The sequence below is a fragment of the Polymorphospora sp. NPDC051019 genome (assembly GCF_040683055.1).
Classification (GTDB): domain Bacteria; phylum Actinomycetota; class Actinomycetes; order Mycobacteriales; family Micromonosporaceae; genus Polymorphospora; species Polymorphospora lycopeni.
This window is the reverse complement of the sequence record NZ_JBFBCH010000011.1, coordinates 93,727-117,262: the sequence shown is the minus strand read 5'-3', so window position 1 is coordinate 117,262 and position 23,536 is coordinate 93,727. Positions and strand designations below refer to the sequence as shown.

Here is a 23,536-nt window from a genome sequence, read left to right as displayed (position 1 = left end):
CGGGTAAGGACCGGCCCGGCGTCGGCGTTGCAATCCGGTGAGAGGTACGAAAGGAGTCGACCGTGTTCCTACGGCGTATGAAGCACGAGCTGCCGACCCCGGATCAGGCCCTGCCCGGCCGGGCGATCGCGATGCCGGTCTCGGACCGGCACGAGGTGCTCGGCACCCCGTTGCAGGGTCCCTGGCCGGAGGGCGCCCGGATGGCGGTCTTTGGAATGGGCTGTTTCTGGGGCGCCGAACGACTGTTCTGGACCCTTCCGGGGGTCATCACGACCTCGGCCGGCTATGCGGGCGGGATCACCCCCAACCCGACGTACGAGGAGGTCTGCTCCGGTATGACCGGGCACAACGAGGTCGTGCAGGTCGTGTACGACCCGGCCCGGATCGACTACGAGCAGTTGCTGAAGGTCTTCTGGGAGAACCACGACCCGACCCAGGGCATGCGCCAGGGCAACGACGTGGGCACCCAGTACCGGTCGGCGATCTACACCACCAACGACGAGCAGCTCCGGATCGCCCAGGCGTCCCGGGAGGCGTTCGCCCCGGTGGTGGCGGCGGCCGGCCGTGGCGAGATCACCACGGAGATCCAGCCACTCGGCGACTACTACTTCGCCGAGGACTACCACCAGCAGTACCTGGCGCCCACCAAGAACCCCAACGGTTACTGCAACCACGGACCGACCGGGATGACCTGCCCGATCGGGGTGGCGAAGACCGGCGGCTGATCAGTCGGTCGCCTTGGGGTGGGATGGACTTGCCGCAACGACCCAGACGATGCGGCGTTCCGGATCAGGGCAGTACCAGATGCGGCCCCCTGCCGTCACCTCGTACTGCCATTGCTCAAGGTATTTGCCACCAATGTCGCGATGCGCCAGCGGCCCGCGGAGACGATGCTGCCGGGCCGGGTTTACCGGCTCGGCAGGTCGCTCCGTCATCACGATCCACGCTTCCCACGTGTTCGACTTGGACGTCTGGCACAGGCTTTCCCAGCCCTTCGCGGCCTCGGAAGTGGCGAACCTCGCCTCCCATCCGCCCGGTTTACCCGGTGGCGCCACTCGGTCGCCGCGTTTAGCGCCCATCCGACTCGTCCTCCACCGGGACCGGAACTGGACCGAAGTCGTCGCCCAGCGGACCGCTCAGCTGGCGTAGCAGTTCGGGATCGGTGTGGACCATCGCCGTCGCACTCCATCCCCGGAGCATCTCGGCCAGAACGGACCACTGCCCCAGCTCCGCAGAGATCCGCGCAGCCTTGACGAACTCGGTGACGAACTGCGCCACCGCGTCGGCGGGCAGCAGGTCAACCCAGGGGAACTCTTCCTTCAGCGCCTCAGCGGCAATCTCCACGGGTACATGCGCCAAGAGATTGCGCAACGCCCGCATTGTTGCGATGGCGCCCTCACCCGACGTAGCAACTCTGTCTGCCCTGGTCAGCAACAGGTCGGCGCCGTCACGACGGCGAACCCTGACATCACCGGCATCGGCTAGCGCCGCCACGCCCTTGGGATCACGTTGGAGTTCGCTCCACTGCACTTCCTTGACACCCACGAGCCAATTCTGAACTTTTTCAGAAGTCAGCGCAACCCGCCCACACACCCCGAGCAACAGGTCACACATCACAAGCCCTGCCCCGAACGGGATGAGCTGCCCGATCGGGGTGGCGAAGACCGGCGCCTGACGCCGACGTGCGCGGAGCGCACCGGAGCACAGGCGACGCGATGCGGTACGCCCCGAAGCCCCGGACCAGGCCGGCCACCGGCCCCGGTCCGGGGCTTCGGCGTATCCGGACCAGAATCTAGCTAGTTTCCTGTACAGTTAGCTGCATGACGATCCTTCACGAACCGCACGAACTGAGCGTGACCGAGGCCGCTCAACGAGGTGTCGCCGGCCTGGTCGCCGATGCCGAGGGCGGTTCCGATGTCGTCGTCACCCGCCGGCAGCGGCCGGTCGCGGCGGTGGTCGGCATCCAGCGCCTGACCGAGATCGAGAACACCCTTTCCGACCTGAACGATCTGGCGCTCGTCCTCGCCCGGGCGGCGACGGATTCGGGCCGGCGTACGTCGTTCGACGATGTGCTCAGCGCCTACGGGCACACCCGGGAATCCCTCGCCGCCCTGCCCGACGACGAGTGACGATGACGGACATCACCTTCACCGACGCGGCGATAGACGACCTACGACGAATCGGTCCCGACGCCGTACCGAAGGTCCTCCGGAAGGTCTTGATCCTCACCGACGACGCCGAGGCCGGCTATCCGCTCGGCGGCGAACTCACCGGATTCCGCAAGCTACTGGTCGGACGCAACACATGGCGCGTCGTCTACCGGATCACCGACGAGAAGACGGTCGAGATCTGTGAGATCTGGGCGGTCGGCGCACGGGCCGACGCCGAGGTCTACCGGGCCGCCACGGCACGGATTCGCGCCGCCCGGGACAAGCAGCCGGCCCTGCTTCGGTTGACCGAGGTCATCGCACAGATCGGACGACTGGCCGGGGACATCGCGGTCGAGCGGGAGGAGCCTCGCGAGCCGGTGCCCGACTGGCTCGCCAACCGCCTGATACACACGGCGGGGGTGGCCCGCACGGAGGTCGCCGCCATGGACCTGCAACAGGCGGTCGACCGCTGGACCGCCTACACGACCGGACAGCACTGAGTCGGATAGGCGGCAGAGTACGGGCCGGCTTGCGGCCGCCGGCCAGCATGGCGGCATGTACCCCAGCCCAACCGTCTCGTCCGCCGAGCTGCGCCCCCGCCGGACGTGGTTTCTCGTCGCCGCCCTGATCGCCCTCGCCGGGGTGGTCGCCGGCGTCCTGCTCTTCGTCCTCAGCCTGAACAGCGCCACCGACAGCATGGACAGCGTCACCGAGGGGTTCAACGAGAGCACCGAGCAGGTCTTCCAGACCGGCGACACGGTGTCGGTCGAACTGGCCGCCGACCAGCGGAAGATCGTATGGGTGGACGCGTCTGCGGTCGGCAGCGGCGCGACCTGCGACGTCTCCGGATCGGCCGTCCTCGGCACTCCCACGACCACCTGGACGGTGACCAACTCGACCGGGGAGTGGCGCAGCCTCTACCAACTGTCTGCCGCCGGCGCCGGCACCTACGAGCTGACCTGCACCGCGGGTGGCGGCACCACGCCGGTCGCCCTCGCGGTCGGCCAGCCGCCACAGCTCGGGGAGGCCCTCGGCTTCGCCGGCCGGCTGTTCGGTGGGATCGGCGCGCTGGCCCTGCTGCCCTGTCTCGGGATGGTCGTCGGCGGGGTGATCGCCCTGGTCGTCGCCCTGCGCCGCGGTTCGCACCGCAAGCGCCTGCTGCAGCAGCGGTCGGCCGGCTACGGGTACGCCCCCGGCTACGGACCGCCCCGGTAGCGATCTCGAAAAACCGTTGCCGCCCCGCGCGGCCACTGGATAGCGTGGCCGTACACGGGAAGGGAGGTGGTCCAAGCTTTGATTGGCAATAGGACTCGTGAGGTGGCTGCCCGCTAGCCGCTGTCCTTGACAGTTTTCGTTCGTCGAGACCGTGTGGCAACGGCGCGGCGAATCCACGACAGCCACCCGACCCCCGGGGGTGCCGGCCCAGTCCAGCCGGCCCGCTTCAGCGGAAACCCCCGGGGGTCGTCCTGTTCCCCGGTCCTGTTCCCCGGTCTGCGGAAGGCGGCCGCCGCGTGTCGTCGCGCGAACTCGTCGTACTCGGCACGGCCAGCCAGGTGCCCACCCGACGGCGTAACCACAACGGCTACCTGCTGCGCTGGGACCGCGAGGGCATCCTCTTCGACCCGGGTGAGGGCACCCAGCGGCAGATGCTGCTGGCCGGGGTTTCCGCCACCGACCTGACCCGGGTCTGTGTCACCCACTTCCACGGCGACCACTGCCTGGGCCTGCCCGGCATCGTCCAGCGGCTGTCACTCGACCGGGTGCCGCATCCGGTGCCCGTGCACTTCCCCGCCGGCGGGGCCGGCTACTTCGAGCGGCTACGGCACGCCAGTTCGTTCCACGACGTCGCCGACGTCCGCGCCGAACCGGTCGGCACCGACGGCCAGCGGTTCGACATCGGCGCCGGGGTGCTGGAGGCACGCCGGCTGCGACATCCCGTCGAGACGTACGGCTACCGACTTCTGGCTCCGGACGGGCGACGGATGCTGCGGGACCGGCTCGACGCGTACGGCATCTCCGGGCCCGCGGTCGGCGCGTTGCAGCGCGACGGCCACCTCGACCTGGACGGGCGTCGCGTGTCCCTGGAGGCGGTCAGCGAGCACCGGCGCGGCCAGCGGTTCGCCTTCGTCATGGACACCGGCCTGTGCGACAACGTGTTCGCCCTGGCCGAGGAGGCCGACCTGCTGGTGATCGAGTCGACGTTCCTGTCCGTGGACGCCGCCCTCGCCGCCGAGGTCGGCCACCTGACCGCGGCGCAGGCGGGCCGGGTGGCGGCCGAGTCCGGGGTACGCCGGCTCGTGCTGACCCACTTCTCGCAGCGGTATCCGGATCCGGAGCGGTTCGCGGCGGAGGCGCGGGAAGAGTTCGGCGGTGATCTCGTCGTGGCCGACGACCTGATGCGGGTGCCGGTACCTCCCACGGTCTGACGGGCGGCGAGCCACGCCGCCGGACCAGAACGGCGCCGACCATCATCACCTGGGCATACACTCGGCGGATGTCGGTCTCGCTGCGGGTCGCCGAGGCGGTGGACGTGCCCCGGATCGCCGAGTTGCACCGCCGTTCGCGGATCGACACCTACTCCGACCTGGTGAGCTACGACACACTCACCCGGGTGCCGGCACCGGTGTTCGCCGACTGGTGGGTGGAGCGGTGGAGCCACGAGCGGGAGACGCACGTGCTCACCGTCGCCGAACGCGACGGGCGGCTGGTCGGGTTCACCTATGTCGGCCCCGACGACGAGGGCAGCCAGGCGGACACCGGCCTGCTCTACGCCATCCACCTCGAATCCGCCGAGCGGGGCCGCGGGACCGGGCGGGCACTGATGGCCGAAGCCCTGGCGACCCTGCGGGAACAGGGCTGGCAGCGGGCGGCGCTGTGGGTCCTGGCCGGCAACGACCGGGCACGCGGCTTCTACGAGCGCGGCGGCTGGCAGCCGACCGGGTGGTGCCGCGACAGCACGTTCGGCCCGCCGGTCAAGGAGATCCGGTACGACCGTCCGCTGCGCTGAGCGCTCCCGCCGCTGGGTGCGGGAGGTTCGTGGCGGGCGAGAGTACGTGACCTATGTATGCGGGGGAACCGTATGGTCACGCACCCTCGCCCACCGTGCCCACCGGACCCGGGGGGAACGCCTGGCCGGAGGCGTCAGACCGGCGGAGGCTGCCGGTCACCTGATCGGGTGGGCGATGCGGGACCATCGGGTGCTGGCGGGGCATCGCCGGTGGTCACCGCTGGAGCGAAGACTGCGTTCTCGGTGTCGTACCGCGGGCCGTTCGTGCCCCGCGTACACCTAGTCAACGGTGCGGCGGACCCGACGGGTCGGACAGTTTGTGCGACGTCCGGACGTCGTCACCGGGCGCCGAGGTGCGCCAGGAGGTCCTGCCGGGTCAGCACGCCCTTCGGCTTGCCGTCGACGAGCACCAGGGCAGCGTCAGACTTCTCCAGCAGCGCGACCGCCTCACTCACCGGCTGCCCGCCACCGACCACCGGCAGCGGCGGTCCCATGTGCCGCTCGATCGTGTCGTGCAGGTGCGCCTGGCCGGAGAAGAGCGCGTCGAGCAGATCACGCTCGGCGACCGAACCGGCGACCTCGCCCGTCACGACCGGCGGCTCGGCCTTGAGCACCGGGAGCTGGGAGACGCCGTACTCGCGCATGTAGTCGATCGCGTCGCGGACCGTCTCGGTCGGGTGCACGTGGATCAGCTCCGGCATGCCGCCCGGCTTGCCGGCCAGTGCCTCGGCCACGGTCGCCTCGGCCCCGCCGGTCTCCATGAAGCCGTAGCGCGCCATCCACTCGTCGTTGAAGATCTTCGACAGGTAGCCGCGGCCGCCGTCGGGCAGCAGCACCACGACGACGTCGTCGGGGCCGGCCCGCCGGGCGACGTCGAGCGCCGCGACGACCGCCATGCCGCAGGAGCCGCCGACGAGCAGACCCTCCTCACGGGCGAGCCGCCGGGTCAGGTCGAAGGACTCCTTGTCGGAAACCTCGACGATCTCGTCGCAGATGGTCCGGTCGTAGGTCTCCGGCCAGAAGTCCTCGCCGACGCCCTCCACGAGGTAGGGCCGGCCGGTGCCGCCGGAGTAGACCGAGCCCTCCGGGTCGGCGCCGACGATGCGGACCCGCCCCTCGGACGCCTCCTTGAGGTAGCGGCCGATGCCGGAGATGGTGCCGCCGGTGCCGACCCCGGCCACGAAGTGGGTGATCCGGCCGGCCGTCTGCTCCCACAACTCGGGGCCGGTCGTCTCGTAGTGCGAGCGGGGGTTGGCGGTGTTGGCGTACTGGTTGGGCTTCCACGCGCCGGGGATCTCCCGGGCCAGCCGGTCGGAGACGTTGTAGTAGGAGCGCGGATCCTCCGGGGCCACCGCGGTCGGGCAGACCACCACCTCGGCGCCGTACGCCCGCAGCACGTTCTGCTTGTCCTCGCTGACCTTGTCGGGGCAGACGAAGACGCAGCGGTATCCCTTGAGCTGTGCCACCAGGGCCAGCCCGACACCGGTGTTGCCGCTGGTCGGCTCGACGATCGTGCCGCCGGGCTGGAGCAGGCCGCTCTTCTCCGCCTCTTCGACCATCCGTACGGCGATCCGGTCCTTGACCGAGCCCCCGGGGTTGAAGTATTCGACCTTCGCCAGCACGGTGGCGGCGATGCCCTCGGTGACGCTGCGCAGCCGCACCAGCGGGGTGTTACCGATCAGCTCGACGACATTGTCGTAGTAGCGCACGTCGTTGTGCCCTTCTCGGAGGCGCCACGGCAGGTGGCCGGGCCGGTGATCGCACGGGTCACGTCAAGACTACGTGCGGTTCAGGTCACGACCTGTCCCGGGATGACCGTGGATCGCTTGGCCTCCCACTCCAGGAACCGCTCGGTCTCGGCGAGGATCGACCCGGCCAGCCAGGTCGCCATGAGCGCGTCGTCGGCCAGGCCGAAGAAGGTGAGGAACAACTCCGGCACCAGGTCGACCGGCGACGCGATGTACGCCGTCGCCGCGGCCATCATCGCCAGCCGCAGCCCCCCGTCGTATTCGCCCCGTGCGGTGGCCTTGAGCATCCGGGGCAGCGCCCCGATCCGTTTGCCCAGGCCGGGGCCACCGCGGGCGCCCGACGTCAGTGCCCGCCCCAACGCCGCGAAAGCGGCGGTCCGCTTCAAAGTCTTGGCCATGTCGCCGACCTCCCTGCCGCCAATGATGCACCCGTACGCCAACCGGCGCCTCCGTCGCGGTACGTACCCAACCGGTCGCGGATCTAGGCAATCGGTCAAGCGGTACGTCGCCTCCGGGGGCTAACCTCGAAGACCGTACGACGCACGCCACGACCGACCGGCCCGATGCCGGCGGCCGGGTGTCCGGCGGCGGGCTACGGCGGGCAGGCGACGGTCCGGGGGGACGGGATGGCTCGGATGGAGACGGTCGAACAGGGATCGGCCCCGTGGCGGGTCGTCCGACGCGTGGGGCTCGCCGCCGCGATCGGCGCGGGCCTGACCGCGGCCGGTGCCGCCGCGCTCGGCGGGATCCTGCTCGGCCAGGCCAACCGGGCCCGCCGCACCATCCCGATGGCCGAGGCCCCACCGCCGCGCGGCGAGGGCGTCTACGGCGCCAAGTTCCCCGGCCGGCCGATCACCCTGGCGGTGCTCGGTGACTCGACGGCGGCCGGCTACGGCGTCCACCGTCCACGTGAGACACCCGGCGCGCTGCTGGCCACCGGGGTGTCCCGCCGGCTGGGGCGGCCGGTGCGGCTGCGCCGGTTCGCCGTCGTCGGGTCGATATCCGCCGGTCTGGCACCACAGGTCGAGGTGGCGGTCGAGGCGAAACCCGATCTCGCGGTCATCCTGATCGGCGGCAACGACATCACCAACCGGACGCCGTACGGTATCGCGGTGCGTCACCTCGTCGACGCCGTACGCGACCTGCGCCGGGCCGGCGCCGAGGTCGTCGTCGGCACCTGCCCCGACCTCGGCGCGATCCAGCCGATCAAGCCACCGTTGCGGTGGCTGGCCCGCCGGTGGAGCCGGCAGTTGGCGGCGGCCCAGACGGTGGCGGTGGTCGAGGCGGGCGGCCGCACGGTGTCGCTCGGCGACCTGCTCGGTCCGCGGTTCGCCGCCGATCCGGTCCGGATGTTCGCCTGGGACCGTTACCACCCGTCCGCCGACGGTTACGCGGTGGCGGTGGCCGCGATGCTGCCCACGGTCCTGTCCGCGCTCGGTGCCGGCGAGGAACGACGGGCCGTACCGGTCGCCGGCGAAGGGCCGCGCTCCCTGACCCAGGCCGCCGCGCAGGCCGCCCGCGAGCCGGGCACCGAGGTCACCGGCACCCAGGTCGCCGGCCGCGACCGTGGGCCGGGCGGCCGCTGGGCGCAGTTGCGCCGGCGCCGGCCGGCCTGGCTCGGCCCGCTGCCGAGCGGCGGGCTGCCGGCCCTGTTCGGCAGTTCGAGGGCCGACGATCCGGCCCCGGTCGCCGTACCCTTGAGGCATGGGTCACACGACGCGGCGCAACCATCCACGGTGGAGAAACCCCGGTGAACGCTCGCCGTCGGGCCTCGTCCGCCACGGGGTGACCCGATGACCGGCATGGCCCTACGCGTCGGGCGCGCCGCCGCCCTGACCCTGATCGCCGGCACGGTCGGCGGTGCCGCGCTGCTCGCCGGCGAGGCACTGGTCGCCCGCACCCGCCGCTACGCGCAACCGGAGATGGGCCTGACGCTGCGCGCGACGGTCGGTGACCCGGCGGCGCCCCCGCTGCGGCTGGTCCTGCTCGGCGACTCGCTGGCGCTCGGCGTCGGCGTCGACCAGGTGGCCGACACCGTCGGCGGCCAGTTGGCCCGCCTGCTCAGCGAGGGCGACGGTCCGGCCGCCGGCCGGCGGCGGGTCGAACTGTCCAGCGTCGGCGTCTCCGGGTCGCGGTCCACCGATCTCGCGACGCAGGTGGCGCGGGCGCTGCTGGGGCGGCTCCCGGACGTGGCGGTGATCCTGATCGGCGCCAACGACGCCACCGGCCTGCGCCGGCCGGTCGAAGCGGCGGCACACCTCGGTGCGGCGGTGCGTCGCCTGGGTGCCGCCGGTGTCGAGGTGGTCGTCGGCACCTGCCCCGACCTCGGCGCCGTACGGGCGATCGCTCCCCCGCTGCGACAGGTGGTCGGCTGGGCCGGGCGGGTGACGGCGCGGGCCCAGACCAGGGCGGTGCACGACGCCGGCGGCCAGACCGTCGACCTGGCCGCCGAGGCGGGTCCGGTCTTCCGGGCCGACGCCGGAACGCTCTGCCACGACGGCTACCACCCGTCGGCCGACGGCTACCGGGTCTGGGCGCACGCCCTGCTGCCGGCCGTGTCGCGTGCCGCGAGCGGCGCCGACCGCAGCTGAGCCGCCGCAACACCTTCGCCCTTCCCGCCGAAGTTACCCGCGGGTTAAGTTGGGCTCATGTCGACAGAGCCGTCCCGCACCGCCGTCATCGTCTCCACCGCCCGATCCCCCATCGGCCGCGCCGCCAAGGGGTCACTGCGCGAACTCCGGCCCGACGACCTCGCGGCCACCATCGTCCGGGCCGCCCTGGACAAGGTGCCGCAGCTCGACCCGGCGCGGATCGACGACCTCTACCTCGGTTGCGGCCTGCCCGGCGGCGAGCAGGGCTTCAACATGGCCCGGGTGGTCGGCACCCTGCTCGGCCTCGACACCGTGCCGGGCGCGACCGTGACCCGCTACTGCGCCTCCTCGCTACAGACCACCCGGATGGCCTTCCACGCCATCGCCGCCGGGGAGGGCGACGTCTTCGTCTCCGCCGGCGTCGAGTGCGTCTCGCGGTACGCCCGCGGCAACTCCGACAGCCTGCCGCCCGAGGCGCAGGAGCTGGTCGGCGGCGGATGGCACAACCCCCGGTTCGCGGCGGCGCGGGAACGGTCGGCGGCGCGGGCGCGCGGTGGCACGGACCGGTGGCACGACCCCCGGCTCGACGACGAACTGCCCGACATCTACCTCGCGATGGGACAGACGGCGGAGAACCTCGCCGAGGCGTACGACGTCAGCCGGGCCGACATGGACGAGTTCGGCGTACGCAGCCAGAACCTCGCCGAGAAGGCCATCTCCGACGGGTTCTGGGCCCGCGAGATCACGCCGGTGACGCTGCCGTCCGGCGAGGTGGTCAGCGCCGACGACGGCCCGCGCGCCGGGGTGACCCTGGAGGGGGTGGCCGGGCTCAAGCCGGTGTTCCGGCCCGACGGCCGGGTCACCGCCGGCAACTGCTGCCCGCTGAACGACGGCGCCGCCGCCGTGGTGGTCATGAGCGAGAGCCGGGCCCGCGAACTCGGCATCACCCCGCTGGCCCGGATCGTGTCGACCGGGGTCAGCGCCCTGTCTCCGGAGATCATGGGGCTCGGCCCGGTCGAGGCGTCCCGGCAGGCACTGCGCCGGGCCGGCATGACCATCGACGACGTCGACCTGGTCGAGATCAACGAGGCGTTCGCGGCGCAGGTGATCCCGTCGTACCGGGAGCTGGGGATTCCGCTGGACAAGCTCAACGTGATGGGTGGAGCGATCGCGGTCGGGCACCCGTTCGGGATGACCGGGGCACGGATCACCGGGACGCTGCTCAACGCGCTCGACTGGCACGACCGCACGATCGGCCTGGAGACGATGTGCGTCGGCGGCGGCCAGGGCATGGCGATGATCGTCGAACGCCTGAGCTGACCCCCAAGATCCCCGTGATCAGGGACCAAGACCGGCGGGTCGCCGGCGTGGCGCGTGTCCAGCCCCCTGATCACGGGGATCTTGCCAACCCCGGACGGTACGGATCACAGCGCGCGCCGGGTCGCCTGCACGTCCGCGGCCGCCACGCCGAGCAGTTCCGGTGCCGGACCGGCGACGACCAGATCCGCGGCGACGACCTTCAACTGGTCGGTGAGGGCAAGGTCGTTGGGCAGCCGGGGCACCGGTCGCCGAGGCCCGCCCTCGGCATCGGCGGCCCGGTCGGCGATTCGCTGCACCAGTGCGTGCATCAGATCCCCCCGCGCCACCGGCACGCCCGGGTCGTCAGATGTGGCGGGGACCGCCACCGCACCGGCGGGTCCGGCCGGGGCCGCCGCCGCACCGTCACGTCCGGCCGGCACCGCCGCCGCACCGTCAGATGTGGCCCGGGCCGCCGCCGCACCGTCAGAGCTGGCCGGGGTCACCGCCGCGTTGTCAGAGCTGGCCGGGGCCGCCGCCGCACCGGAGGTACGGCCGGGCAGGAGCCCGCCGGAGCCCGCCGCGGCCCGCCAGCGCGGTGCCTCCCAGTGGCCGACCTGACGCACGAGCAGGTCCACCGCGCGACCGAACTCCTCGACGCTCATGGCGGGTCAGTCTAGGGGAGTTGGCTGGTCTCGCCGTCTTTGCTGGCCTCGCCTCCGGCGAGGCTGGCTGCGCCGGCTGGCTCTCGCTCCGCTCGGACAGCTCGCTCCGCGAGGGCTGGCTAGCTCCGCTTCGCGAGGGCTGGCTCGCTCCGTAAGGGCTGGCACGCTCCGCTTCGCGCCGCCTATGCACCGTCTTCGCCCTGGGCCGCAGCCCTTCGCGGGGCGGGCCTCGGGCTCGTCAAGGTGCGGCGGCGCTGGATCGACGCCGGGCTCTGGTCGCGGTTACTGCCATCCGTCGATTACTTCCCCGAACGCTGCTGCACGGTGGGGTTCCCGGCCGGCGCGCACGGATCCGGCCGGCCCGCAGTGAGGGGCGTCCTCGGGGTGGACCACCCCTCGCCGACGCCGACCCCACGCTCGGAACGCTCGCGCGGCCCCCTCCCGATCAACGCGCAGGTCGCCCGCCTGAGGAGAAGACGTTGATCTGGGCGGGAGAGACCTTATCCGCCCCGGGTTAGGTCTCTCCCGCCCAGATCAACAACAACCGCTGGCTGTAATCCCGGCAAAACCGTCAATGATCGGCCGGGTTGCAACGCCTGCCTCGGCCAGGCCGGGCAGTCCGACCTAGATGGCCTTGATCGCCGCCCCTTCCACCCCGGAGCGGGGTGGGGGTGCCGCCAGGGCCGGGCCGTCGGGCCGTCGCGAAGGCAGGGCCGCCATCGCAAGCCGGGACCGCCGCGGCTCGGCCGGGCCGCCGCACGACAAGGCCGCCGCACGGCAGAACCGCCACACGACAAGGCCGCCGCACGACAAGGCCGCCGGGCCGCTGCCAGGAAAGGCCGGGACGCTCAGGGAAACCGGCCGCTCAGGAAGAGGCGAGCCGGCCAGGAGAAGGCGGGCCGGCGGTGGAAAGGGCGACGCCCGCCCCGGGGTGGGGCGGGCGTCGGTCGTGATCGGTGGCGTCGCCGGTCGGGCGGCGCCGGCAGGGGACGGTCAGTCGTCGCCCTGGAAGAAGCTGAGCAGCCGCAGGATCTCGATGTAGAGCCAGATCAGGCTGACCAGGATGCCGAAGGCCGCGGTCCAGGAGTAGCGCTGCGGCAGCCCCATCCGGACGCCTTCCTCGACCTCGTGGAAGCTGAGGACGAAGCTCAGCGCGGCGACGATGATGCAGACCACGCTGAAGCCGATCGCCAGTGCGCCACCGCTGCGCAGACCGGTGTCGACGCCGAAGAGCGACAGCACCAGGTTGATCAGCATGACGGCGAAGAGGCCGACCATCGCCGCGATCATGCCGCGGACGAACTTCGGCGTGGCCCGGATGGCGCGCACCTTGTAGAGCATCGCCATCAGGAAGAACACCCCGAAGGTGGCGACCACCGCCTGGAGGACGATGCCCTGGAAGCCGGCGACGACCTCGAAGTACTTGCTCACCATGCCGACGAAGACACCCTCGACGACGGCGTAGGTGACGACCAGCGCCGGGTTGGCCATCCGGGAGAACGAGATGACCAGGCCGAGCACGAGCCCGACGACCGCCGCACCGATCCAGGCCGCGCTGAGCAGCGCGTCGGGCACGAGGACCCACGCCGCGGCGGCCGAGGCGCCGACGATGCCGAGCAGGGTGACGGTCTTGACGACGACGTCGTCGACCGACATCGGCTGCACGGCGGGCGGCGCATCCGGGTATCCCGCCGCCGTCGGGTACGGCTGACCGAATTGGCCGGCGGGGGCGTACCCGGCGGCCCGCTCGCGCTCGGCCGCGCGGCCGAGCCGGGCCAGCACCGGGTTGGAAGTTCTCACTGTCAGGCCTCCTTCAGAGGTCGTTGCACGGTAACCGTGCACTACAACAGTAATCTCCTCCACGAATATTCGGGAGTTCCACAGCCTGTGAGCACGCTGAACGCACGAGGTGCCCGGGGCGGGGATCGAACCCGCACGCCTTTCGGCAGCCGCTTTTAAGGCGGCCGTGTCTGCCGTTCCACCACCCGGGCCGGGCGGTCCGCAGCGGCCGATCGCCGCGCTGCCCATACGGTAGCGGGTCTGTACCGACCGGGGCGTACCCGTTGCAGCGCGCGACGCTAGGGTCATGGCCGTGACCAGCACTACCGCCACGGACGCCGGGCAGGATTCGACGGATCCGGAGAACGGTACGGGTGAACGGCGGTCCAGCCCGGCCGGACGGACGATGATCCGTGGATATCTTCCCGATCTGGCGATCTGCCTGCTCTTCGTGGTCGTCGCCGGCTGGGTCACCCACGGGATGTGGCCCGATCCGGGCAGCCGGGTGCTGGCACTCAACCCGGCGGACCAGACGCTCTACGAGTGGTTCCTCGCCAACGATGCCCGGCTGCTGTTCGGCGATGTCGGATTACGTACCGACCGGCTGAACGCACCGGACGGCGTCAATCTGATGGCCAACACGACGGTGATCCTGTTGGGGGTGGTCTTCGCGCCGGTGACGCTGTTGTTCGGCGTACCGGTCACGTTCGCCGTACTGGCCGGGTTGTGCCTGGCGGCGACCGCGATCGCCTGGTATCTGCTGTTCACCCGTACGGCGAAGGTGCATCGGTTCGCCGCCGCGCTGGGCGCCGGCCTGTGCGGCTTCGCCCCGGCGATGGTGTCGCACACCAACAGCCACCTGCACATGACCGCCCAGTTCATGGTCCCGGTGATCGTCTGGCTGGTCGTCCGCCTGGTCCGCGCCGCCGACCCGGCCGGCCCCGCCGACCCGGCCGGCCCCGCCGACCCGGTCGGCCCCGCCGACCCGGCCGGCCCCGCCGACCCGGTCGGCCCCGCCGACCCGGGCAGCGCCGCCGACCCGGGCAGCGTCACCGGGCCGGACCGGCGGCGGATCGTCACCTCCGGCCTCGGTCTCGGTGCCGCCGTCGCCGCCCAGGTGTTCATCGGCGAGGAGGTCGTCTTCCTCACCGCGCTCGCCCTGGTCGTGATCACCCTGGCGTACGCCGCCACCAACTGGCGGCACGTACGGCGGATCCTGCCCGGCGCCACCGCCGGCATGGCGCTCGCGGTCGGCTCCGCCAGCCTGGTGCTCGCCTATCCGCTGTGGTTCCAGTTCACCGGGCCGGGCAGCGTGCCGAACGGGCTGTTCAGCCCGCACTACTTCTCCGCCGACCTGGCGAGCTGGGCGGCGATCTCACCACTGTCGTACGCCGGTAGCGAGGTGTCGGCCCGGTTGACGACCGGCCCGGCCGAGTACAACACGTTCCTCGGCTGGCCGCTGATCGTCGTCGCGGTCGGCTGCGCCGCCTGGCTGATCCGCCGCCCCATCGTCGTCGCCTGCGCGGTCGCCGCGGTCGTGATGGCCGGCCTGTCGCTCGGCCCCGAACTGGTGATCAACGGGGTACGCACCGAGATCCCCGGCCCCTACGCGCTGCTGCTCGGGGTGCCGGTGGTCGACGGCGCGCTGCCGATGCGTTTCGCCGTCGCGGCCGTACCGCTGATCGCCACGATTCTCGCGTTCGCCGTCGACCGGGCCCTGCGCGCCCCCGGCCGGCCGGTACGGCTCCTCGTGCCGGGGGCGGTCGCGGTCGCGCTGGTGACGGTGTTCCCGGCGCCGCTGCCGACCGTCGACCGCCCGGCCCTGCCGCAGTTCATCACCGGCGGGCACTGGCGCGACTGTGTCGAGCCGGGCGGTGTGCTGGTGCCGGTGCCGCTGCCGACCCCGCAGGAGCCGTGGCCGCAGCGCTGGGCGGCGGCGGCCGACGCCGAGTTCGCCCTGCCCGAGGGGTTCTTCATCGGTCCGTACGCGGCGGACGGCCGGGCGTCGATGGGCACATACAAGCAGGCCACGTCCGCCCTGCTGGCGGAGGTGGCCCGGACCGGTGCGGTGCCGGCGATCGACGACGAGGACCGGCAGCGGGCCAGCGCCGACATCGACTTCTGGGGTGCCTCCTGCGTGGCCCTGGCCGACGGGACACCACACGTCGACAGCCTGCGCAGCACGCTGGAGCAACTCTTCGGCCCGCCGACCCGGTCGGCCGACGCCTGGACCTGGAAGGTGCGCTGACCCCGGGCGCCGGTCGGCGCCCGGGGTCAGGTGGAGCGTCAGGCCCGGCTGTCGGCGTCCAGCCGGGGTGTCGCCTCCAGGAACTCCTCACGCGGGTCGTGCAACTGTCCGAGCGCGACCACCTCGCGGCGCAGGAAGAAGGCCAGCGTCCAGTCGACGACGACCCGTACCTTGCGGTTCAGCGACGGGATCCGGCTCATGTGGTACGTCCGGTGCATGAACCAGGCCGGCAGGCCCTTGAGCTTGATCCCGTAGACCTGGGCTACGCCCTTGTGCAGGCCGAGGCTGGCGACGCTGCCGGCGTGCTTGTGCTTGTATTCGACGGGCTCCCGGCCCCGGATCACCGCCCGGATGTTGTCGGCCAGCCGCGACGCCTGCCGTACGGCGTGCTGCGCGCTCGGCGAGCAGAAGGCCCCGGGCGGACCGGTCAGGTCCGGTACGGCCGCGCAGTCGCCGGCGCTCCAGGCACCCTCGACGACCGTGTCCCCGTCGACCACCTGCAGCGTCGGCAGGCAGGTGACCCGGCGGCGTTCGTCGCGCGGCAGGTCGGTGTTGTCGAGCATCGGCGACGGCTTGACGCCGGCGGTCCAGACGATGGTGTCGGCGCGGAAGGCGTCGCCGTCGGAGAGCTTCACCAGCCCGTCGACACACGACTCCAGCCGGGTGTCCAGCCGGATGTCCATCCCCCGCTTGAGCAGCACCTCGACCGTGTACGCGCCCATGTCCCGGTCGACCTCGGGCAGCACCCGCTGGGTCGCCTCGACCAGGACCCAGCGCATGTCCTCGGCCTTCAGTTCCGGGTAGTACTTCAGCGCGTCCCGGGCCATGTCCTCCATCTCGGCCAGCGCCTCGATGCCGGCGTAGCCGCCGCCGACGAAGACGAACGTCAACGCACTTCGGCGGGTCTCCGGGTCGGCGGTGGCGGCCGCCACGTCCAGCCGGTCGAGCACGTGATTGCGCAGGTAGATGGCCTCACCGATGGTCTTGAACCCGATGCCGTGCTCGCGCAGGCCGGGGATCGGCAGGGTGCGGGACACCGCGCCGGGGGCGACGACGATGTGGTCGTACGGGATCTCGCGGGCCGGCCCGATGATCGGCTGCACGGTCGCGGTCTTGCGGGCGTGCTCGACCCGGGTGACGGTGCCGGCGACGATGTGACATTTGCGAAGTTCACGGCGCAGCGGCACTACGGAGTGCCGCGGCGAGATGTTGCCGGCCGCCGCCTCGGGCAGGAACGGCTGATAGGTCATGTGGGGCTGCGGGTCGACGACGATGACTTCGGCCTCGCGCGACCCGAGCTTCTTCGAAAGGCGCAGGGCCGCGTAGAGCCCGACGTGACCGGCGCCCACCACCAAAATCCGCTGCGTTTTCACACCCCCATCTTTCTCCTGCCGGCCGCCGGTTATGCCGCCGATCCCGGCCAATGTGACCGAGGACAACGGTGTGACGTCGCTCCGTGTCGGCCGTCACGCCCCGCCGGCGTCAGCGGCGGAGCAGGCGGGCGAGGAGCGCCGCCACCCCGACCGCGACGGCGAGGCCGGCCAGCGCGACGGCCAGGAAGGTCCGCCCACCGCCCCAACCGGCGGCGGACAGCAGCAGGATTCCCAGCACCGCCGAGGCCAGCACCACCGCCCCGGCCCGGAACAGCCAGCCGGTGAACACCTCGGGGGCGACGACCGCGTCGTACGGCAGAACGGCGGCGAGCGCGCACAGCGTGTGGTGCAGGTAGAGGAAGGTGGCCAGGCCGAGCAGCCGCCACAGGGCGACGGGTTCGCCGTACCGGCTGGTGGACAGCACCCAGCCGCCGACCGCGACGACCGCGAAGAGGGTCGCCCACCGGCCTCTCGGGGCGAGCACCGGCAGGACGGCGGCGGCCAGCAGGGCGAAGACGAAGCGGCTGAGGAAGATCTGCGCCGGGTAGGCCAGCACCAGCGCCACGATCCCGGTGAGCAGGATGCCGCCGCGCACCCCGAGCGGCGGCAGCGTCGCCCGGGTGACCACGGTCCGGACCGACCGGAACCGGTCGACGATCGAGCTGATCACCGGTGCACCGGCCGGGGTGCGGAGGCGAGCCGGGCCACGTCGCGCAGCACCAGGTCGAGGCTGCCGGCACCGGCCCAGGCGACGACCGGCACGCCGTGCTCACGGAGCTGGCCGATGGTGTTGTCCCGGTCGAGGCGCCACAACCGGTGCGCGATGTCGCTCCACTGGCCCCGGCCCGGCGGGACCGCCGAGTCCGGCAGGGTGTCGACGGCGACCACGAACCGGCCGGACCGGGCCAGCCGGGCGAGCATTTCCGCCGACCTCGGGTCGACGAGCGGGGTGAGCACCACCACGAGCGCGTCCGACGACAGCACGTGCGGGCCGAAGACCTGGTCGTACGGCTCGTACGGGCTGCTCTCGGCGCGTACGTCGAGCAGCCATTCGAGCACGGTCAGGTACTGCCGGCGGCCGGTGGCCGGACGCAACCGCCGGGCGGCCGGACCGTACTCCAGCAGCGACACCCGGTCGCCGCGGTGCAGGTAGTGCTCGGCGACCGCGGCGGCGGCCCGCACCGTGGTGTCGAGCACCGACGGGCTGCCCTTGATCCCGCCCGACCGGCCGGCCTCGGCGAGCACGTCGAGCAGCAGCACCACCTCGGCGTCGCGGTCGGACAGCGTCGAGGCGACGTGCAGTTGCCGGGTCCGTAGCGACACCCGCCAGTCGATCCGGCGCAGCCGGTCACCCGGTCCGAAGATCCGTACGCCGGCCAGCTCGCCGCCCTCACCCGGTCGCCGGGACCGGTGCCCGCCGACGAGCCCGGCGGCCCGGGGCATCGCCTCGTCGGCGTCGAACGGGTCGGTGACCGGATAGACGGGCACGCCCCGCGGCTCGGCGATCACCGGCCGGCCGACCACCAGACCGTCGGCGGCCGCGACCTGGACCCCGGCCGGGCCGAGCGGCTGACGTCCCCAGCGCAGCGCCTCGCCGCGCAGTTCGACGTCGACCTCGCCGCCGCCGGGTACGGCGATCGCGTGCGGCCGGTCGCCACGCTCGATCCGCAGCCAGGGCGACGTGCGTGTGCGTACCACCGCCAGGTCGTACCCGACGGTGTCGTGGTTGCCGACGGTGACCGTACCGGTGACCGGCCCGCCCTCGACCAGATGGCTGTCACCGGCCTCGATCCGCAGCCGGGGCGGATCTGCGGGCCGGCGGCGCAACGCCCACGCGGTGCCGAGCGCGAACGGAGTCGCCAGCACGACGAGGTCGACCCGGCCCAGCAGAACCCCGGCGACGAGCAGCAGCCCGACCAGCAACACCGCGCGGCGCAGCGCCCGGGTCGGGGTCCAGTCCGGCTGGTCGGTGGGGTCGTGGTCGGGCACGGCTTGCGCGCCCGGCACCGCGGGCCGCAGCATCAGAACCCGGCCGCGTACGTCGGCAGTGCTCCGCTGGCCGGGGCCGGCGTGCTGGACAGCACCTCGTCGACGACGAACGACGGGTCGACCCGGCGCAGCCACATCTCCGGACGCAGCGTGATCCGGTGGGCCAGCGCCGGTACGGCGACCTCCTTGACGTCCTCCGGGATGACGTAGTCACGGCCGGCGAGCGCGGCCTTCGCCCGGGCCAGCAGCAGCAGGGCCAGCGAACCACGCGGCGACGCACCGACCAGGACCGACGCGTGCTCGCGGGTCGCGGCGGTCAGATCGACGATGTACCGGCCGATGGAGTCCTCGACCACGACGGTCTCCAGGGCGGCCTGCATGGCGAGCAGGGCGGCGGCGTCGACGACCGGCTCGAGTTCGGCCTCCTCACGCTGACGGGACATCCGCCGGCGCAGGATGTCCCACTCCTGCTCACGGTCGGGGTAACCGAACGAGACGCGGAGCAGGAACCGGTCGAGCTGCGCCTCCGGCAGCGGATAGGTGCCCTCGTACTCGATGGGGTTGGCGGTGGCGAGCACGTGGAACGGGGCGTCGAGCCGGTAGGTGACGCCCTCCACCGACACCTGCTTCTCCTGCATCGCCTCCAGCAGCGCCGCCTGCGTCTTCGGCGGCGTCCGGTTGATCTCGTCGGCGAGCAGCAGGTTGGTGAACACCGGGCCGGCGCGGAAGGTGAAGTCGGCCTTGCTCTGGTCGTAGAGGAACGAGCCGGTCACGTCGGCGGGCAGCAGGTCCGGGGTGAACTGCAGGCGGCGGAAGTCGAGCCCGAGCGCCTGGGCGAAGGACCGCGCGGTCAGCGTCTTGCCCAGACCGGGCAGGTCCTCCAGCAGCACGTGCCCACCGGCGAGAATGCCGGCGAGCACGAGTTCGAGGGCATCCTGCTTGCCGACCACGACCGTGCCGACCGAGTCGAGCACCGCCCGCGCCATGCGGCCCACATCGGGTACGGCGATCCCGCCCGCCTGCCGGCCTCCGGATACGGCGTCCCCACCGGTCATGTCTTCTCCAATTGCGCGACGGCCGCCGCGATGTCGGCCGGCCTGGGCTTGCGCCGGGCCGGAGTGGTCAGCAACTTCCACAGTGGATCGGTCAGGAGCGCGCGGGCCCGTTCCGGGTCGGTCGCCCGGGTGAAACCGTGCCGCTGCCGCAGCCGTTCGTCGACAAGTTCACCGAGCGCCGGCAGCACCACCTGGTTGAACCGCTCCGGGTCGTTCTGCGCCCGCGCCAGCACGGTCTCCCACCGGCCGACCGCGGTCTGCAGGGCGTCCTGCGCGGACCAGTTGTAGGCGCCGTCGTCCTCCCGTAGCAGCGGCCGTACCGGGGCCGGCGGGGCGAGCCGCGCGGTGACCTGGCGCAGCACGAGCAGCGCCAGGAAGCCGGCGAAGACGGCGACCATCGGCACCGCGAACCCGAACAGCCGCAGCCCGAAGAGCGTCACGGCGGTGCAGGCGGCGGCGATGGCCGCCGTACGCAGCCACAGCCGCAGCCCCGACCGGTCCCGCCGCAGCCGGGGCGGTGGCTCCTCCTCGTGCTGGAGCAGGTCGTCGATACTCGCCCCGGTCACGCCGTCCCCTCGCTGCGCTCGGTGACGGCGCGACTGGAACTGAGCCGACCAGTTCGCTCACTCCGCTCGCTCACCCCGCCCCCTCGCTCCGCTCGGTCACGGCTTTACCTCCGTGGTGAGTTCGCCGCGGAGCCGTTGCAGGGCTGCCCGGGCCTGGGTACGCATCCGCTCGTCGACGGTACGGGTGGCGTAGCGCGCCTCCCGGTAGACGGTGGCGAACGGGCCGAGCACGTCGGCACTGACCCCGCGGTTGCCGCTGAGCAACCGGGTCACCAGATCGGTCGGGGTGTCGCCGACCTCACGCCGCACACCCGCCGCGGCGGCGGCCTGCTCCAGCCGCAACCAGCACGCGATCACCGCGCGCCGCGGGTCGGAGTCGGCGTCGGACAGGTCGACCAGGCCGGCGTCGACGGCGGCGACCACCTCTTCGGCCGTACGGCCGGCGGCCCGTCGTGGCGCGTCCGGCCGGACGCGACGGGTCCGGCGCCCCAGCCTGTCCCGCAGCATCGCCCACACCAGCAGGCCGACCGCGACCACGACGGCGAGCACACACAGGGTGGCGGCCAGCGGGGCCAGCCAGTCCGGCAGTTCGGTGGGTTCGGCCGCGGCGACCGCGCTGGGCTCCGGCGGGAAGGACGGAAGCTCCCGCTCCTGGGAGTAGTCGGGCAGCCCCGGTACGACGTCGTTGTCGACCGTCGGCTCGACGCGGCTGAACTCGAGCGACGAATGGCCGGCGGCGACCGCCGTCACCGCGAGCAGCAGCGCGACGACTGCAAGCGGCCAGAGCCGGCGCAACGAGTTGGCATCCATGGTGGCCCTCAATCCAGCCCGGCGAGGGTCTTCGCCCGGCCGAACACCTCGTCGAGCATCGCCGGGGTGAGCCGTCCGGTGAAGGTGTTCTGCTGGCTGACGTGATAGCAGCCCAGCAGGTGCGGGACCGGCGCCGGCGGCGACCAGTGCGCGCCGTGCCCGAACGCCGGGCGTGGACTGGGCGGGCGTACGCCGTACACCCGGGTCATGGCCGGCCACCACGCGGCCCAGGCGAACGCACCGAGGGCGACCACGACCCGCAGCGTCGACCTGATCAGTTCGATCTCCCGGTGCAGCCACGGCGCGCAGGTGTCGCGTTCGGCCGGGGTGGGCTTGTTGTCCGGCGGCGCGCACCGCACCGCCGCGAAGATCCGGGTGCCGCGCACGGTGAGGCCGTCGTCGCGGGCCAGGCTGGTCGGCTGGTTCGCCAGCCCGGCGCGGTGCAGCGCGGCGAAGAGCACGTCGCCGGAGCGGTCACCGGTGAAGATCCGACCGGTGCGGTTGCCGCCGTGCGCGGCCGGCGCGAGACCGAGGATGCCGATCCTGGCGTCGCCGGCCCCGAAGCCCGGCACCGGGCGGCCCCAGTAGACCTGGTCGCGAAACGCCGCCCGCCTGGTCGTCGCGACCTCTTCGCGCCACTCGACCAGCCGGGGGCAGGCGAAGCAGTCGGCCACCGCGGCGTCGAGTGCGGCGAGGTCGCCGGCACGCCGGGCGCCGGCGACGACGTCCGCAGCGGTACGACTCACCACGTACCCTCCCCTGCTCGACCCGCCCCATGCTGCCAGACCGGGGCCGGGTCCGATCAGGCGGTGAGTCTGGTGCGGAAAAGCTCCAAGGTACGGGCCCAGGCGCTGGCCGAGGCCGCCCGGTCGAAGACCTCCGGCCGGTCGTCGTTGAAGAACGCGTGCCGGGTGCCGGGGTAGTCGTAGACCGCGCATTCGCCACCGGCGGCCTCGATGGCGCGTGACGCCGTGACCACGCCCTCGGCCGCCGACGTGCCGTCCTCCTCGGAGCAGTGGATGACCGCCGCCTTGCCGGCGTAGTCCGTCCACTCCGGACGCATCCGCTCCCACGGCAGGACTGGATAGAACCCGACGGTCGCCACGATCCGGTCGGACAGGGTCGCCGACCACAGCGCGAGGCTGCCGCCGGCGCAGAAGCCGACGGTGCCGACCCGTCCGTTGACCTCCGGTCGCTGCGCCAGGTAGTCGGCGGCACCGCCGATGTCCTTGGCGGCCTGGTCCATCGCCAGCCCCATGATGAGCTTGCCGGCCTCGTCGGGCTCGCTGGTCGACTTGCCGTGGTAGAGGTCGGGGGCCAGGGCCACGAATCCGGCCTCGGCGAACCGGTCGGCGATCGAGGTGATGTGCGGCACCAGGCCCCACCACTCCTGGATGACGATGACGGCCGGGGCGGCAGAGGACCGCTCGCCTGTCGGCAGGGCGAGGTAGCCCTCACTGGTCCCGCCGTTGCTGCGGTAACTCACCATTTCGCCCATCGGCCGTCCTCCTGTCGGTCAGTCATCGTTGGCTGGTCGCACAGTGGTCTTGCGTGGCCGTCAGCCTGTCATGCCGGACAGGAACGCGGAAGCCGGCGGCGACGTGGCGTACACCTCCTCTTAACCCGAGGTGTGCCCCGTCGCCGCCGGCTTCATCGAACCGGTTGGCGGTTCTTACCCGGCGACCGGCTCCAGGCAGAGCACGTCGCCCTTGGCGCCCGGCTTGCCCTCCCAGTAGTTGACCTGGGTGGTCGGGTGGGCGGCGCAGACGGTTTCGACATCCTTGGCCTCGATCTCGGTCTTGTCCGAAATCTTGCCGACGACCTTCCACTCGGCCGTGGCGTCGCCGCAGTCGATCGTCTTGAGGTCGTCCGCGCTCTGGCCGACCATGCAATCACCGACGTTGGCCGTCGACGGGGCACCGGTCAGGTTGTTCCAGATGAAGCCGCCGACGGCGATCACGACGAGAACCACGACCACGCCGATGATCTGCTTGGCGATGCCGCCGAGGAACGCCTTGCCGCGCGACGGCGGGGCCGGCGGCGGAGGAGGCGTCATCGAGGGGTTGGGGGCACCGGCCGGCGGCGGGGGCGGCGGTGCAACCTGCTCAGACACGGAGGGTTTCCTTCCATGGGGGTTGATCTGGCAGGCGACACCGTAACGGGGACCACCGACAATCATCGACCCGATTCCACGGAATCGACATGATCGATACGGCCGGTCGGCCTGACCCGACCGAACAGTTGATCGTTTAGGGCCGA

At 72.2% G+C, this 23,536-nt stretch carries 24 protein-coding genes, 1 tRNA gene and 1 pseudogene; 10 read left to right on the top strand and 16 right to left on the bottom strand.

What is annotated here, in order from left to right; translation table 11 throughout:
* The first annotated feature begins 62 nt into the window (after positions 1-62).
* Positions 63-725 (top strand): peptide-methionine (S)-S-oxide reductase MsrA, encoded by a 663-nt coding sequence (gene msrA, locus AB0M79_RS20610; RefSeq protein ID WP_364215896.1) that lies wholly within the window; start codon positions 63-65, stop codon positions 723-725.
* Here the strand turns inward: msrA and AB0M79_RS20605 are convergent, their stop codons facing one another.
* On the bottom strand, positions 726-1,079 hold the full coding sequence (locus AB0M79_RS20605) for a hypothetical protein (protein WP_364215893.1): 354 nt from the start codon (positions 1,077-1,079) through the stop codon (positions 726-728).
* On the bottom strand, positions 1,069-1,545 hold the full coding sequence (locus AB0M79_RS20600; RefSeq protein WP_364215890.1) for a hypothetical protein: 477 nt from the start codon (positions 1,543-1,545) through the stop codon (positions 1,069-1,071). Before AB0M79_RS20600 ends, AB0M79_RS20605 begins: the two co-directional genes overlap by 11 nt.
* 275 nt (positions 1,546-1,820) lie before the next feature.
* On the opposite strand from AB0M79_RS20600, the gene AB0M79_RS20595 reads away from it, so the two are divergent.
* The 5 genes from AB0M79_RS20595 to AB0M79_RS20575 all read left to right on the top strand — a co-directional run bounded on the left by AB0M79_RS20595 (position 1,821) and on the right by AB0M79_RS20575 (position 5,157).
* Complete coding sequence (locus AB0M79_RS20595) at positions 1,821-2,129, top strand: hypothetical protein (RefSeq protein ID WP_364215887.1); 309 nt, start codon at positions 1,821-1,823, stop codon at positions 2,127-2,129.
* A 2-nt stretch (positions 2,130-2,131) separates the two neighbouring features.
* Entirely contained in the window at positions 2,132-2,650 is a 519-nt protein-coding gene (locus AB0M79_RS20590) for a type II toxin-antitoxin system RelE/ParE family toxin (protein WP_364215884.1), read from the top strand.
* A gap of 55 nt (positions 2,651-2,705) precedes the next feature.
* Positions 2,706-3,365, top strand: coding sequence for a hypothetical protein (locus tag AB0M79_RS20585; protein ID WP_364215881.1), 660 nt, complete (start codon positions 2,706-2,708; stop codon positions 3,363-3,365).
* Positions 3,366-3,661: 296 nt separating this feature from the next.
* On the top strand, positions 3,662-4,576 hold the full coding sequence (locus AB0M79_RS20580; RefSeq protein WP_364215878.1) for a ribonuclease Z: 915 nt from the start codon (positions 3,662-3,664) through the stop codon (positions 4,574-4,576).
* Between the two features lie 68 nt (positions 4,577-4,644).
* Positions 4,645-5,157, top strand: coding sequence for a GNAT family N-acetyltransferase (locus AB0M79_RS20575; protein WP_364215875.1), 513 nt, complete (start codon positions 4,645-4,647; stop codon positions 5,155-5,157).
* Positions 5,158-5,495: 338 nt separating this feature from the next.
* On the opposite strand, the gene AB0M79_RS20570 is transcribed toward AB0M79_RS20575, so the two are convergent.
* Together AB0M79_RS20570 and AB0M79_RS20565 are read right to left on the bottom strand one after the other, a co-directional pair.
* On the bottom strand, positions 5,496-6,866 hold the full coding sequence (locus AB0M79_RS20570) for a cystathionine beta-synthase (RefSeq protein WP_357533852.1): 1,371 nt from the start codon (positions 6,864-6,866) through the stop codon (positions 5,496-5,498).
* An 80-nt stretch (positions 6,867-6,946) separates the two neighbouring features.
* The gene (locus AB0M79_RS20565) at positions 6,947-7,303 is read right to left on the bottom strand and encodes a DUF1232 domain-containing protein (protein ID WP_357533854.1); all 357 of its coding nucleotides are present in this window, start codon (positions 7,301-7,303) and stop codon (positions 6,947-6,949) included.
* A 237-nt stretch (positions 7,304-7,540) separates the two neighbouring features.
* Between AB0M79_RS20565 and AB0M79_RS20560 the strand changes: the two genes are divergently transcribed.
* Genes AB0M79_RS20560 through AB0M79_RS20550 form a run of 3 tightly spaced genes read left to right on the top strand, consistent with a single transcriptional unit; the run spans position 7,541 to position 10,816 of the window.
* Positions 7,541-8,659 (top strand): SGNH/GDSL hydrolase family protein, encoded by a 1,119-nt coding sequence (locus AB0M79_RS20560; protein WP_364215871.1) that lies wholly within the window; start codon positions 7,541-7,543, stop codon positions 8,657-8,659.
* 39 nt (positions 8,660-8,698) lie between these two features.
* The gene (locus tag AB0M79_RS20555; RefSeq protein WP_364215868.1) at positions 8,699-9,496 is read left to right on the top strand and encodes an SGNH/GDSL hydrolase family protein; all 798 of its coding nucleotides are present in this window, start codon (positions 8,699-8,701) and stop codon (positions 9,494-9,496) included.
* A 57-nt stretch (positions 9,497-9,553) separates the two neighbouring features.
* The gene (locus tag AB0M79_RS20550) at positions 9,554-10,816 is read left to right on the top strand and encodes an acetyl-CoA C-acetyltransferase (protein WP_364215865.1); all 1,263 of its coding nucleotides are present in this window, start codon (positions 9,554-9,556) and stop codon (positions 10,814-10,816) included.
* A gap of 104 nt (positions 10,817-10,920) precedes the next feature.
* Here the strand turns inward: AB0M79_RS20550 and AB0M79_RS20545 are convergent.
* From AB0M79_RS20545 to AB0M79_RS20535, 3 genes and pseudogenes are all read right to left on the bottom strand, one after another.
* Positions 10,921-11,142, bottom strand: a pseudogene (locus AB0M79_RS20545) (hypothetical protein); the annotation flags it as partial.
* Between the two features lie 1,308 nt (positions 11,143-12,450).
* A complete protein-coding gene (locus AB0M79_RS20540; protein WP_357533861.1) occupies positions 12,451-13,257 on the bottom strand; it encodes a Bax inhibitor-1/YccA family protein in 807 nt (268 codons plus the stop codon).
* A 110-nt stretch (positions 13,258-13,367) separates the two neighbouring features.
* Positions 13,368-13,448 (bottom strand) — tRNA-Leu (locus AB0M79_RS20535).
* A 95-nt stretch (positions 13,449-13,543) separates the two neighbouring features.
* On the opposite strand from AB0M79_RS20535, the gene AB0M79_RS20530 reads away from it, so the two are divergent.
* Positions 13,544-15,484, top strand: coding sequence for a hypothetical protein (locus AB0M79_RS20530; protein ID WP_364215861.1), 1,941 nt, complete (start codon positions 13,544-13,546; stop codon positions 15,482-15,484).
* A gap of 38 nt (positions 15,485-15,522) precedes the next feature.
* Here AB0M79_RS20530 and AB0M79_RS20525 read toward each other — a convergent pair whose 3' ends face one another.
* The 9 genes from AB0M79_RS20525 to AB0M79_RS20485 form a co-directional block, all read right to left on the bottom strand.
* Entirely contained in the window at positions 15,523-16,857 is a 1,335-nt protein-coding gene (locus tag AB0M79_RS20525) for an NAD(P)/FAD-dependent oxidoreductase (RefSeq protein WP_364215858.1), read from the bottom strand.
* Between the two features lie 109 nt (positions 16,858-16,966).
* The gene (locus AB0M79_RS20520) at positions 16,967-17,524 is read right to left on the bottom strand and encodes a hypothetical protein (protein ID WP_357534126.1); all 558 of its coding nucleotides are present in this window, start codon (positions 17,522-17,524) and stop codon (positions 16,967-16,969) included.
* Positions 17,524-18,864, bottom strand: a complete 1,341-nt coding sequence (locus tag AB0M79_RS20515) for a DUF58 domain-containing protein (RefSeq protein WP_357533866.1) — start codon at positions 18,862-18,864, stop codon at positions 17,524-17,526. The genes AB0M79_RS20520 and AB0M79_RS20515 overlap by 1 nt, the downstream gene beginning before the upstream one ends.
* Before the next feature lie 14 nt (positions 18,865-18,878).
* A complete protein-coding gene (locus AB0M79_RS20510) occupies positions 18,879-19,901 on the bottom strand; it encodes a MoxR family ATPase (RefSeq protein WP_364215854.1) in 1,023 nt (340 codons plus the stop codon).
* The gene (locus tag AB0M79_RS20505) at positions 19,898-20,467 is read right to left on the bottom strand and encodes a hypothetical protein (protein ID WP_364215851.1); all 570 of its coding nucleotides are present in this window, start codon (positions 20,465-20,467) and stop codon (positions 19,898-19,900) included. The genes AB0M79_RS20510 and AB0M79_RS20505 overlap by 4 nt, the downstream gene beginning before the upstream one ends.
* 96 nt (positions 20,468-20,563) lie before the next feature.
* Positions 20,564-21,277, bottom strand: coding sequence for a DUF4129 domain-containing protein (locus AB0M79_RS20500; RefSeq protein ID WP_364215848.1), 714 nt, complete (start codon positions 21,275-21,277; stop codon positions 20,564-20,566).
* Positions 21,278-21,285: 8 nt separating this feature from the next.
* Complete coding sequence (locus AB0M79_RS20495) at positions 21,286-22,026, bottom strand: uracil-DNA glycosylase (RefSeq protein WP_364215845.1); 741 nt, start codon at positions 22,024-22,026, stop codon at positions 21,286-21,288.
* Between the two features lie 53 nt (positions 22,027-22,079).
* A complete protein-coding gene (locus AB0M79_RS20490; RefSeq protein ID WP_364215842.1) occupies positions 22,080-22,775 on the bottom strand; it encodes a dienelactone hydrolase family protein in 696 nt (231 codons plus the stop codon).
* Between the two features lie 174 nt (positions 22,776-22,949).
* Positions 22,950-23,390, bottom strand: coding sequence for a hypothetical protein (locus AB0M79_RS20485; RefSeq protein ID WP_364215839.1), 441 nt, complete (start codon positions 23,388-23,390; stop codon positions 22,950-22,952).
* Positions 23,391-23,536: the final 146 nt, after the last annotated feature.

Excerpts from the sequence above, each read along its gene's own strand:
- AB0M79_RS20530 (WP_364215861.1), top strand. The coding sequence starts at position 13,544 with ATGGCCGTGACCAGCACTACCGCCACGGACGCCGGGCAGGATTCGACG.
- AB0M79_RS20595 (WP_364215887.1), top strand. The coding sequence starts at position 1,821 with ATGACGATCCTTCACGAACCGCACGAACTGAGCGTGACCGAGGCCGCT.
- AB0M79_RS20590 (WP_364215884.1), top strand. The coding sequence starts at position 2,132 with ATGACGGACATCACCTTCACCGACGCGGCGATAGACGACCTACGACGA.
- AB0M79_RS20605 (WP_364215893.1), bottom strand. The coding sequence starts at position 1,079 with ATGGGCGCTAAACGCGGCGACCGAGTGGCGCCACCGGGTAAACCGGGC.
- AB0M79_RS20585 (WP_364215881.1), top strand. The coding sequence starts at position 2,706 with ATGTACCCCAGCCCAACCGTCTCGTCCGCCGAGCTGCGCCCCCGCCGG.
- AB0M79_RS20575 (WP_364215875.1), top strand. The coding sequence starts at position 4,645 with ATGTCGGTCTCGCTGCGGGTCGCCGAGGCGGTGGACGTGCCCCGGATC.
- AB0M79_RS20490 (WP_364215842.1), bottom strand. The coding sequence starts at position 22,775 with ATGGGCGAAATGGTGAGTTACCGCAGCAACGGCGGGACCAGTGAGGGC.
- AB0M79_RS20500 (WP_364215848.1), bottom strand. The coding sequence starts at position 21,277 with ATGGATGCCAACTCGTTGCGCCGGCTCTGGCCGCTTGCAGTCGTCGCG.
- AB0M79_RS20560 (WP_364215871.1), top strand. The coding sequence starts at position 7,541 with ATGGAGACGGTCGAACAGGGATCGGCCCCGTGGCGGGTCGTCCGACGC.
- AB0M79_RS20555 (WP_364215868.1), top strand. The coding sequence starts at position 8,699 with ATGACCGGCATGGCCCTACGCGTCGGGCGCGCCGCCGCCCTGACCCTG.
- AB0M79_RS20565 (WP_357533854.1), bottom strand. The coding sequence starts at position 7,303 with ATGGCCAAGACTTTGAAGCGGACCGCCGCTTTCGCGGCGTTGGGGCGG.
- AB0M79_RS20510 (WP_364215854.1), bottom strand. The coding sequence starts at position 19,901 with ATGACCGGTGGGGACGCCGTATCCGGAGGCCGGCAGGCGGGCGGGATC.
- AB0M79_RS20550 (WP_364215865.1), top strand. The coding sequence starts at position 9,554 with ATGTCGACAGAGCCGTCCCGCACCGCCGTCATCGTCTCCACCGCCCGA.